Source organism: Kitasatospora sp. MY 5-36, from assembly GCF_001182915.1.
Classification (GTDB): Bacteria; Actinomycetota; Actinomycetes; order Streptomycetales; family Streptomycetaceae; genus Kitasatospora.
The window spans coordinates 1-10,169 of the sequence record NZ_LFVW01000425.1; the positions used below are offsets into that span (position 1 = coordinate 1).

General features: G+C 71.9%; 15 protein-coding genes. 5 read left to right on the plus strand and 10 right to left on the minus strand.

The genetic code is table 11. From position 1 onward, the window contains the following. The coding region (locus AE652_RS25350; RefSeq protein WP_049655469.1) for a helix-turn-helix domain-containing protein at positions 1–332 on the plus strand (332 nt) is incomplete at its 5' end. Here AE652_RS25350 and AE652_RS25355 read toward each other — a convergent pair. The 8 genes from AE652_RS25355 to AE652_RS25390 all read right to left on the minus strand — a co-directional run bounded on the left by AE652_RS25355 (position 308) and on the right by AE652_RS25390 (position 4,579). Further along, a complete protein-coding gene (locus AE652_RS25355; RefSeq protein ID WP_049655471.1) occupies positions 308–964 on the minus strand; it encodes a class I SAM-dependent methyltransferase in 657 nt (218 codons plus the stop codon). The two genes, AE652_RS25350 and AE652_RS25355, sit on opposite strands and share 25 nt — an antisense overlap. Before the next feature lie 74 nt (positions 965–1,038). Beyond that, positions 1,039–1,782: a CPBP family intramembrane glutamic endopeptidase gene (locus tag AE652_RS25360; protein WP_159028556.1), complete on the minus strand. Its 744-nt coding sequence runs from the start codon at positions 1,780–1,782 to the stop codon at positions 1,039–1,041. A 200-nt stretch (positions 1,783–1,982) separates the two neighbouring features. Then, positions 1,983–2,192 (minus strand): DUF397 domain-containing protein, encoded by a 210-nt coding sequence (locus tag AE652_RS25365; protein WP_049655472.1) that lies wholly within the window; start codon positions 2,190–2,192, stop codon positions 1,983–1,985. Positions 2,193–2,319: 127 nt separating this feature from the next. Continuing rightward, positions 2,320–2,616: a hypothetical protein gene (locus AE652_RS25370; RefSeq protein ID WP_049655475.1), complete on the minus strand. Its 297-nt coding sequence runs from the start codon at positions 2,614–2,616 to the stop codon at positions 2,320–2,322. 258 nt (positions 2,617–2,874) lie between these two features. Further along, complete coding sequence (locus AE652_RS25375) at positions 2,875–3,105, minus strand: DUF397 domain-containing protein (RefSeq protein ID WP_049655477.1); 231 nt, start codon at positions 3,103–3,105, stop codon at positions 2,875–2,877. An 88-nt stretch (positions 3,106–3,193) separates the two neighbouring features. Further along, on the minus strand, positions 3,194–3,403 hold the full coding sequence (locus tag AE652_RS25380) for a DUF397 domain-containing protein (protein ID WP_049655479.1): 210 nt from the start codon (positions 3,401–3,403) through the stop codon (positions 3,194–3,196). 113 nt (positions 3,404–3,516) lie between these two features. Next, on the minus strand, positions 3,517–3,720 hold the full coding sequence (locus AE652_RS25385) for a DUF397 domain-containing protein (RefSeq protein ID WP_049655483.1): 204 nt from the start codon (positions 3,718–3,720) through the stop codon (positions 3,517–3,519). Next, entirely contained in the window at positions 3,710–4,579 is an 870-nt protein-coding gene (locus AE652_RS25390; RefSeq protein ID WP_049655485.1) for a helix-turn-helix transcriptional regulator, read from the minus strand. The genes AE652_RS25385 and AE652_RS25390 overlap by 11 nt, the downstream gene beginning before the upstream one ends. Positions 4,580–4,827: 248 nt before the next feature. Between AE652_RS25390 and AE652_RS25395 the strand changes: the two genes are divergently transcribed. Continuing rightward, the gene (locus tag AE652_RS25395; RefSeq protein WP_053112240.1) at positions 4,828–5,220 is read left to right on the plus strand and encodes an ATP-binding protein; all 393 of its coding nucleotides are present in this window, start codon (positions 4,828–4,830) and stop codon (positions 5,218–5,220) included. Continuing rightward, complete coding sequence (locus AE652_RS25400; protein WP_159028557.1) at positions 5,217–5,492, plus strand: hypothetical protein; 276 nt, start codon at positions 5,217–5,219, stop codon at positions 5,490–5,492. Before AE652_RS25395 ends, AE652_RS25400 begins: the two co-directional genes overlap by 4 nt. 188 nt (positions 5,493–5,680) lie before the next feature. Here the strand turns inward: AE652_RS25400 and AE652_RS25405 are convergent, their stop codons facing one another. Beyond that, positions 5,681–6,682: a helix-turn-helix transcriptional regulator gene (locus AE652_RS25405; RefSeq protein ID WP_159028558.1), complete on the minus strand. Its 1,002-nt coding sequence runs from the start codon at positions 6,680–6,682 to the stop codon at positions 5,681–5,683. A gap of 184 nt (positions 6,683–6,866) precedes the next feature. Here AE652_RS25405 and AE652_RS25410 point away from each other — a divergent pair, with 184 nt between their 5' ends. Then, positions 6,867–7,982 carry an alpha/beta hydrolase family protein gene (locus AE652_RS25410; protein ID WP_049655489.1) on the plus strand — a complete coding sequence of 372 codons (1,116 nt, stop codon included), beginning with the start codon at positions 6,867–6,869 and terminating at the stop codon, positions 7,980–7,982. Between the two features lie 47 nt (positions 7,983–8,029). Continuing rightward, entirely contained in the window at positions 8,030–9,124 is a 1,095-nt protein-coding gene (locus AE652_RS25415; protein ID WP_049655491.1) for an RICIN domain-containing protein, read from the plus strand. A gap of 162 nt (positions 9,125–9,286) precedes the next feature. Here the strand turns inward: AE652_RS25415 and AE652_RS25420 are convergent, their stop codons facing one another. Beyond that, positions 9,287–9,808: a peptidylprolyl isomerase gene (locus tag AE652_RS25420; protein ID WP_049655493.1), complete on the minus strand. Its 522-nt coding sequence runs from the start codon at positions 9,806–9,808 to the stop codon at positions 9,287–9,289. Positions 9,809–10,169: the final 361 nt, after the last annotated feature.

Sequence of the window (10,169 nt, forward strand, 5' to 3'; positions counted from 1 at the left end):
TGCGCGCGGCGATGGCGGCACTGGCCGCCGACGGCCGGGAGCCGCTGGAGGGCCTGGCCGCGCGCGTCGGACTGTCCCCGCAGCGTCTGCGGGCCCTGGCCCGACGGCAGCTGGGGGTGCCGCTGGCGCGCTGGCGCAGCTGGCAGCGGCTGTCCCGGGCGGCACTGGCCCTCGGCGAGGGGTACTCCCTGGCACAGGCGGCGCTCGCGGGCGGGTTCGCCGACCAGGCCCATCTCACCCGGTGGATGCGGGAGTTGACGGGTCTGACACCCTCGCAGGTGCTGCCCGCCCTACGCGGAACGGCGGTTCAGGCCGGACGGCGCGCGGTGTAGAAGGACATCGAGCCGGTCACCGTCGCGACGGTGTCCACCTCGCGTACCCCCTCGAAGCCGGCCTCGGCGATCAGCCGGGGCAGGATGCCGTCGGCGTTCGGCTGGGTGTCCTCCTTGCCGTCGGCGAACTGGACGATCCGGAAGGCCAGCCGCATGGCCGCCGTGCGCTGCCGCCCGTAGTCGGCGATCACCAGCTTCCCGCCGGGGCGCAGCGTGCGGTGCATGGCGGCGAGGACGGCCTGCTTCATCGGGACGGGGCACTGGTGCAGGACGAGGCTGGAGACGACGGTGTCGGCGGTCCCGGCGCCGACGACCTCGTCCACCGCGTCACCCATGCCGGTGCGGAAGTCGGGTTCGACGCCGGCCGCGGCGGCCTTGCGGCGGGCCAGGCGCAGCACGGCGGGGTCGGGGTCGACGCCGACGACGGTGGCCTGCGGTTCGGCGCGGCCCAGCAGGACGGCGAAGGACCCGGTGCCGCAGCCGACGTCGACGATGACGTCACCGGGGCGCGGGGCGGCGTGCATGGCGAGCAGGCTGCGCCACAGGCGTTCGCGGGTGAGCGAGACGATCGGGTCGTAGAGCCCGAGGGCGAGGCGCCCGGCGGCGGGGGTGAAGGCGTCGGTCGGTGTCATCCGGCCAGTGTGGTCGGGCGGTTGGGGCCGCGTCTTGAACGAATCGCTCGCGTCCCCGGGGGCGGATGAGCGCTTCAGGAAGCGGCCGGAGCGGGAGCCGTACGGGCCCGGAGCAGCAGGAGCAGCCCGATCCCGAGCCCCAGGTCGACGGCCAGGCCCAGTGCCTGCAGCCAGTCGGCCGTCTTCCCCGGCGAGTAGATCTCCAGGTAGTCGGACAGCGCGTGCACCAGCACCAGCGGCCAGACGCTCCCGATGAACAGGCGCGCCCCGCACAGGCAGAAGCCGAACGCGCCGGCCTCCAGGACCTGCCACAGCGTGTTGCCCAGGGGCGCGCCGAAGAACAGCCAGTTGCCGAGGTGCCCGACCCCGAACAGCACCGCCGTCAGCACCACCGCGCGCACCGGGCCGAGCGGCCGCGCGACCTCCAACACCAGCGCCCGGCTGCTCAGTTCCTCACTGACCCCGATGGCGAGCATCAGCACCCCCCCGCCCACCAGGGTCGCCGTGCCGCCCTCGATCCCGGGCAGCGCCGCCAGCCCCGCCACCACCACCAGTGGCAGCAGCACCGGCCAGCGCGCCATCACCCCGAGGCCCGTCACCCCGCCGGTCGCCAGCAGCCCCCAGGCCCGGAGCAGCACCAGCACCACCGCCGCGCCCGCCAGGTTGACCACGGTCGGCCCCAACTGCGGGAACCACCCTGGCTCCAACGGCGGCAGCACCTTCGCCACCACCACGATCACCGCCTGCCAGACGATCGCGACGGCAACCGCCCCCAGCACCGGACGCCGGCGCACCTGGCTCCCCCATCGCTTCAGCACGGCTCGATGGTAGGCGCGGGAACGTCAAGGCAGCGCTAGCACGGACGAGTTGATCCCCAACCGAGATGCCGGTGACACCTCCCTCCCCCACACACCGGGGGCCCGCGCCGGTGGCGGGAACGACGGCCGACCCACGACTGCACACCACAGCGGACCGGGCGGCCCTGCGCACCCCGCAGGGCCGCCCGGCAAGAGACACTTCAGGAACCGGCCGGGAACTCACCCGCCCGGACACCGGCGACGAAGGACCGCCACGCCTCGGGGGCGAAGGTGAGAGCCGGGCCGTGGGGGTCCTTGCTGTCCCGGACCGGAACAACGCCCACGATGCCATCGGCCACCTCTATGCAATTCCCTTGCCCGTTGCTGTGGGTGCTCTTGCGCCAGACGGCCCGCTGGACTCGATCTCTCATGTGCCGTACGTCCCCCGGCCAGAAGGAGCTTGAACGAGCTGGACGGAGCCCAGCACATCAGGCCGGTCGGGTGGCCCTGCGCGCTCCGCAGGGCCACCCTGCAAGGAGGCAGGGGGACTTCGCGCGTCTACCAGGCGTGCCAGAGTGCGTCGTGGCGGTGGTGGACCGGGGGGATGTCCGCGCCGGCGAGGTCGTGGCCGGCGCGGTGCAGTCCGCGGATCCGCTGGGCGTCGAGCCGGCCCTGAAGGCGGGCCCGGCCTTCGGCCCTGGCGATCTCAGTGGAGAAGTACCCCGTCCTGCAGTCGAGCACCTGCCACTGCCAGGAGGTGATCCGGCGGCGCGTCTTCTTGGGGGCGGGGCGGCGACCTTCGCGGGCGGCCCGGGCCAGTTCGGCGCGGGTGTAGCGCAGGTCGTACAAGGACATGGAGTGCGATGCGCCTTCTTGGACGCGGAGTTGTCGGGGAGTCGTGCGGACGGTTCGGGACATCAGGGGCCTCCGTAGGGCCCTCCGGGCTCTCCAGAGGTACCTACGGCGGGTGCGAATCGGTCAGCACGAATCAGCCTCCAGCGGTCGGGGCGGCCTACCCGGCAGCACAGTAGTCACGAGGAGGCGTGGAGGCTTCAGGTTTTCCGCCCGCCCCCCGCTGCGAGGCCGAGGCGCTCCGAGGGCCCTCACGTTGGCCTAGCGCATCAAGCAGACCGGGCGGCCCTGCGTGCTCCGCAGGGCCACCCGGACACCCGCGACGAAGGACCGCCACGCCTCCGGAGCGAAACCGAGGACCGGGCCGTGAGGATCCTTGCTGTCCCGCACCGGAACAACACCAGCGACGCCATCGGCCACCTCAAGGCAGTCGCCGTCGCCATTGCTGTAGGTGCTCTTACGCCAGACAGCCTGGTGAAATCGATCTCTCATATGCCGTACCTCCTCTGCACCGTTCCCACCAGAAGATGCCCTTGAGCGGGCAAGATGAAGATCCGGCACACATCCAGGCAAAGGCGATTCAGGGGCCGGCCGAGAAGTCGCCCGCCTGAACGCCCGCGACGAAGGACCGCCACGCCTCAGCGGTGAAAGCGAGGGCCAGCCCGTGAGGGTCCTTGCTGTCCCGCACCGGGACAACACCAGCGACGCCATCGGCCACCTCTATGCAATCTCCTTGCCCGTTGCTGTAGGTGCTCTTACGCCAGACGGCCCGCTGGACTCGATCTCCCATGTGCCGTACGTCCCCCAGTCAGCAAGAGCTTGAACGAGCAAGACAGAAGCCCACTGCACCAGGCAGACCGGGCGGCCCTGCGTGCTCCGCAGGGCCGCCCGGCAAGAAACGCTTCAGGAACCGGCCGGAAAGTCGCCCGCCTGGACGCCCGCAACGAAGGATTGCCACGCCTCAGCGGTGAAAGCGAGAGCCGGGCCGTGGGGGTCCTTGCTGTCGCGGACGGGGATGGAGTCCAGAAGCCCGCTGGCGACCTCGATGCAATCGCCGCCTTCGCCGCCGCTGTAGCTGCTCTTACGCCATGCCAGGTCAGCTCTCATTGCGATAGTTCTCCTTCAGTAGCCGAGCCATCCAGGTAGCGGACTCCTGCGGGCTCATTGCCATCTCGGTCAGCCGGTCGAAAACGAACTCGTGCCGCGCGATATCAGCTTCCCTCTCCAGATAGAGGCTGCTGGTCAGCGCTTCGACGTAGACGAGGTGACCGGGCACGTCCGAGAACGACAGGATGCGGAACGACATGCTCATCGCGGCGTGCGCGCCAGCGCTGAGCGGCAGCACCCGGACGGAGAGGTTCGGTCGCTCGACAAGCTTCAGGAGATGCAGGATCTGGTCGCGCATCACCCCGGGGCCGCCGATGGGCCGACTCAGCGCCACTTCGTTGAGAACCGCGTGGATGACGGGCGGGTCCGTCCGGTGGAGGACTTCCTGCCGTTGCAGCCTGAGTTGCGACCGGCGATCGACAGCGCCCTCTATGTCGCCGTCCTGCCCCACCAGGGAAGCGCGGAAGATCGCGCGGGAGTATTCGGGAGTCTGGAAGAGCCCCGGAATCAACTCCGTCTCGTACGAGCGAATCCGCGCGGCGTCGGCCTCAAGGCCCACGTAGGTCTGAAACCAGTCCGGCAGGGTGTCCGCGTAGTCGTGCCACCAGCCGCGCTGCGTGCTGCGGCGGGTCAGCGAGATGAACTGCCGCAACTCGGCCTCGTCGCTGACGCCGTACAGTTCGAGCATCGCGCGAATGTCTGATTCCTTCAGAGTCGTCTGACCCGACTCGATCCGCGACACCTTGGTTGCGCTGAAGCCGAGCTCGTCCGCAACGGACTTGGCCTGACGCCCGGTCCGTTCGCGCAATCGTCGCAGCTCGGAGCCGAGCCTACGGCGCAGCACGGTTGGACTGTCCACGCTCGTCGCTCCCTCTTGGTTGACGTCGGGTCACAGTCTGCCACCTCCCTCGGTGATCACAAGACTCTTGCGATCCCACGCAATTGCGCGGGAGTGCGCTTGCGCAATGAAGCCATCGCAGAGCATGCTACCGGGAGTAGCGATTCAGGTCTCCTGAGTGACCATGACTGACCTACCGCCGGGCATCCCCATGCCTCCGCCCGACTTCCGCATGGCTTCAAACTCCGCGTCTGGAAGGTGGATTCGCCATGTCCTGCCACTCCTCCACCACCTGGCTGCCGCGCAGCCGCCGCTCCCCCAGCGAGGGGCGCTCCCTCCTCGCCTCGCTCCTCGCCTCCACCCCCGCCGGTGAGCCGTACCGCGACTCCGGGCTCCTGATCGTCTCGGAGCTCGTCACCAACGCCCTCGTCCACGGGACGCCGCCCGGCCACCGCATCTACCTCGCCCTCGACCTCGACCCCGCCCGCCTCCGCATCGAGGTGCACGACGCCCGGCGGAACCGCGAACCGGTCCTGCGCGCCCTCACCCTCGACGGCGAGGCCGGACGCGGCCTCCACCTCGTCAAGTCCCTCTCCACCCGCACGGGTTGCTCCCCGCGCGAGCACACCGGCAAGATCGTCTGGTCGGAGGTGGCCGCGTGAGGGCCGATCACGACGTCCTCATGGAGATCCCGGACCACCAGCCGCCCGCCGTCCACACCCTCAGCGACGACCTCCTGCGCCGGCTCTGGGACTCGGTCCGCTACCGCCCGATGTCCCGCTTCCAGCACTACGCCCTGGAGCGCCGCCTCACCGGCCCCTGTGCCCGGCGCGACATCATCCGCGACCTCGCCGACGAACCCGTCCTCGTCATCCCCGCCGGCGACCGCGAGATCCGCATCAGCTGGGCCAACCCCACCCAGCAGCCCACGTGATCGACCACGTCCGGCACTGAGACCCGGCCGGCCCCCGGCCCGAACCGCCGCCTCAGCACCGGCCCGTCCACTCCCCGCTCCACTTCGACGACGGCCGCGTCGCCGCCCACCGCGAGAAGTCGGCCGATCCGACTTCTCGCTCCCCTCCGCGCCGACGCACCGCGTCAGACGTCAGGCCGACGCCCCGCCTACAGCCACCCCCTCCGCGCGGCCTGCACCCCCGCCTGGAAACGGGTGGTGGCGCCCAAGTGCGCCAGCAGGGTGGAGACCCGCCGCACCACCGTGCGCCGTCCCAGCCCCAGCCGGCGGGCGATCGCGTCGTCCGTCGCTCCGCCGGCCATCAACGTGAGGATCCGCCGGTCGCGTTCGTCGATGCGCGGGTCGACGCCGGCCATGGAGGCGGGTACGGCCAGGCGCCACAGCGTCTCGAAGACCGCGCTCAGCGCGTTCAGCAGCCCGGACGGCCGGATCAGCAGCGAGACGACGCCCGGCCCGTCGTCGGCGCGCAGCGTGACGATGGCCAGGTCGTCGTCCCCGATGGCGAGTTTGAGCGGCGGCTCGTCCAGTGTCCGCGCCTGCTCGCCCGCCTCGATCATCCGGGCCATGTTGGGCCCGGCCACCGGGTCCTGGAACGCGCACCCCTGGTAGATGGCGCGGTAGACGACGCCCGCGGCCATCCGGCGGCGTTGCAGCACCTCCTGGTCGAGGTAGTGGGCGCGGCTGCCGGAGTACGGCGGCACGTCGATGACCCGCACCTGGTGACGGGCGGCCAGTTGGAGGCGGTGGCTGGCGGCCAGCACCTCGGCCGGGTCGTCGACGACCTCCAGCGCGCCGTAGCTGCCGGTGTCGCGGCGGGCGAAGCGGTAGAGCCGTTCCAGTTCGGCGCCGGCCCGGCGGGCGGCGGCCTGGCGCAGCGCGTCGTGCTGCAGCACCGCCTCGACCACCCGGGCGGGCGGCAGCGCCTCCCAGGCGTGGTCGCGGTCGTCGGCGCTGTCGGTGGTGTCGAAGGCCACCGCGACGCCCTCGTCGGCGAGGTCGCGGAGCACGGCGAGGACGGCCTCCTCGTCCAGGCCCGCCTCCCGCGCCAGTTCGGGTACGCGGGCGCGCGGCCGGCCGACCAGGCAGTGGTAGACGCGGCCGCGTTCGGAGTCCGGTTCCAGTACGTCGTGCACGACACCCCCCAATGTCACGGTGTGCTCCGCCCCCCGTACCCGCCCCGGGCGGAGCCGGGGGAGCCTACCCGCAGCGGCGGCGCACATGCGCCGGTGGCCCAGGTGCGCCACCGGGGGCTCTGGCGTCCGGGCGGGGCCCCTGGCAAGAGTTGACGGCGATCAGTCACACGACGGAAGACACGACGGAAGGCCGAGGACGCCCATGCCCCCTGCCCGGCTCCGGCGCGCCCGCGCGGTTCTCGCCGCCCTGGCCGCCTGCCTGCTCCCGCTCGCCGCACCCGCCGCACCCGCGTCCGCCTCGGCAACCGCCTCCGTACGGGCCGGGGCAGGGGCCGACGCGCCGCCCCCGCTGACCGACGGCTTCGGCCTCACCCAGGTCGGCGCCGCCACCGGCAGCGCCACCAACTTCGTCATCACCGTCACCACCCCGCAGGTCGCCGGGCCGCACACCATCCGCATCCTGCTGCCCGCCGACTACGCGTCCCGGCCGGACAAGCGCTACCCGGTGCTGTACTTCCTGCACGGCGCCTCGGACAACCCGAGCGACCCGGCGCTGGCCTACCCCGCGCTGACCGCCGCCCAGTCGATGATCACCGTCATCCCGGACGGCGGCCTGCGCGGCTGGTACGCCGACTGGCTCGACCAGGGCACCGCCGCCGGCGCGCAGAACTGGGAGACCTTCCACCTCACCCAGGTCCTCCCGTTCGTCGACGCCAACCTGCGCACCCGCACCGACCGCGCCCACCGGGCCGTCGGCGGGCTGTCCATGGGCGGTTTCGGCGCCCTGCACTACGCCCAGGACCGCCCCGACCTGTTCGGCCAGGTCCTCACCATGTCCGGCGCCAACGACCTGTCCACCGACGAGATGATCATCCGCGGTGCCGTGGTCGCCACCCTGGTCAACGCCGGCACCGTGCTCTGCGGCCCCAGCGACGGCCACCCCTGCGGCCTGGACTTCGGCCCCACCGTCTCCAGCGACGCGATCTTCGGCAGCCCGTACCCGGTGTTCAACGCCGACTGGCGCTGGAACGCCGCCGACCCCGTCGCGCGCGCCGCCGTGCTCGACCACACCGGCATCGCCGTCTACACCGGCAACGGCAACAACAGCCCCGGCGACATGGAGTTCTGGGCCGAGGGCACCGCCAAGCGCCTCAAGCAGCGCCTGGACGCGCTCGGCCTGCCGTACCGCTTCACCGACTACGGCGACGGCACCGGCTGGGGCACCGACTGCCACGGCGGCCACACCGCGGGCTGCTGGGCGCAGGACCTCGTGGACTACGTCCCGCGCCTGGAGGCGGCCTTCGCCGCCGCCTCCTGACCTCTGACCTCCTCTCCCCACCCTCTCCCCCGACGAAAGGACACCCCTTGCCCACCCTGACCCCCGGCCGCACCGCGCCCTGGCTGCGCCTGCTCGCGGCCCTCCTGGTGACCTGTTGCGCCGCCCTGGGCCTGGCCGCCGCCCCCGCCCGCGCCGCCGCGCCCGCGCCGTCCGCCCCGCTCGCCGCCTGCGCCTCGCCGCAGCAGTGCCTGACCATCAAGTCGCTCAGCAACGGGCGCCAACTCGACGTCCAGAACGGCAACATGGGCGACGGCGCCTACATCGTCACCAACTCCGCCCCCGGCTACCACCAGTCCTGGCGGCTGAACGTCGACCCCTCGGACTACACCTTCACCATCGTCAACAACGACACCGGCAAGTGCATCGACCTGGCCTTCTTCACCCCGGCGCTGCGCCAGCAGAGCTGTGCCGGGCAGGCCAGCCAGCGCTGGTTCCTCCAGCCCGCGCCCGGCGGCGGCGACGCGTTCATGATCCGCCACGCCGGTGACAACACCTGCCTGGACCTGCTGCTCGGCGGCAACTACGACGATGCCTGGACCGACCAGTACGCCTGCAACGGCACCGCCAACCAGCAGTGGTCCACCGGCTTCGCCCAGGCCGCCCGCAACCTGGCCGTCGACCACGCCGCCAAGCAGTGCCAGAAGAACATCTCCGCCTGCTCCTGGGCCACGAAGAGCGAGGCCCCCGCCGCGCCGCTGCCGCGGGTGTGCGCCTCCGCGATCTGGTTCAACAACACCAGCAGCACCGTCCAGCAGTCCTTCGCGGTCACCGACACCAGCGGCTGGTCCAACACCATCGGCACCGAGCTGGGCAGCGACATCGGCGGCGGCGCCGAAGGAGTGTTCAAGGCCTCGGTCAAGACCGGCATCAGCTTCCAGAACGTCTGGAGCGGCTCGCGCAGCGTCAACAACTCCGTCACCGTCACCGTCCCGCAGCAGCAGTACGGCTGGGTGACGCTCGCCGAGCTCGCCCGCAAGGTCACCGGCACCTGGACCTTCGACGCCCACGGCATCCCGTGGACCGCCGAGGACACCGTCACCGTCCCGCTCAGCTCCGACCCCACCGCCGGCGCCACCCTCTACATCGCCAACACCAGCGCGACGTTCAGCAGCTGCTCCTGACACCGCGCCCGCTCCACGGCCGCCGCCCGCGCACCGCGCCGGGCGGCGGCTTCGCGTTTCCGCCAGCCGGACGGGAGGGCCGACGCCCCCGGACGTGCGGCGCGGCTCCCCCGCCCGTGTCCCGGGCGGGGGCAGGAGGAGTACCGGCCGACGGGCGGCGGGTCAGGACTGCTCGATCTCCACGGAGGTGATCACCACGTCCTCGACCGGGCGCTCGTCCTCGGTCGGGGCGGCGGCGATCGCGTCGACCACGGCCTTGGAGGCGGCGTCGGCGACCTGGCCGAAGATGGTGTGCTTGCGGTTGAGGTGGGCGGGGGTGCCCACCGTGATGAAGAACTGCGAGCCGTTGGTGCCCGGGCCGGCGTTGGCCATCGCGAGCAGGTACGGCTTGGTGAAGAACAGCTCCGGGTGGAACTCGTCCGCGAAGGCGTAGCCCGGGCCGCCGGTGCCGGTGCCGGTCGGGTCGCCGCCCTGGATCATGAAGCCCTTGATCACCCGGTGGAACAGCGTGCCGTCGTAGTACGGGCCCTGGCCCGGCTCGCCGGTGCGCGGGTCGGTGTACTCCCGGGTGCCCTCGGCGAGTTCGGCGAAGTTGCGGACCGTCTTCGGCGCGTGGAACGGGAACAGCTCCAGGCGGATCGGGCCCGCCGTGGTGTGCAGGGTGGCGAACCGGGCAGTGGCCACGGTGACTCCTCGGGGTACGGCTGACGGGTGGGTGGCGGGTGGTGCTGGTCGGTACGGTTCCCGTACGACCGGTACGGTGACCTGGGCCGTTCGGCACCCCGCATCCTGGCACAGCGTCCGGCCTCGTGGCCGAACCGGGTGGGACGGTCCGCACGTCCTACCAGGCAGTAGGGCGTCGAGGGAAAGGCGGGTGGCCGTGATGGTCGGTGCGGTTCTGGTGGGGATTCTGGTCCTGGTGGTCGCGGGGTGCGGCTGCGTGGTGTGGGCCGATCGCGGCGGGCCGCGCTGGACCCGGGTGGCCGCCGCCCTCACCCTCGGTGCCGGCAACGCCGACGTGGTGCCCTACTTCGACCTGTCCTTC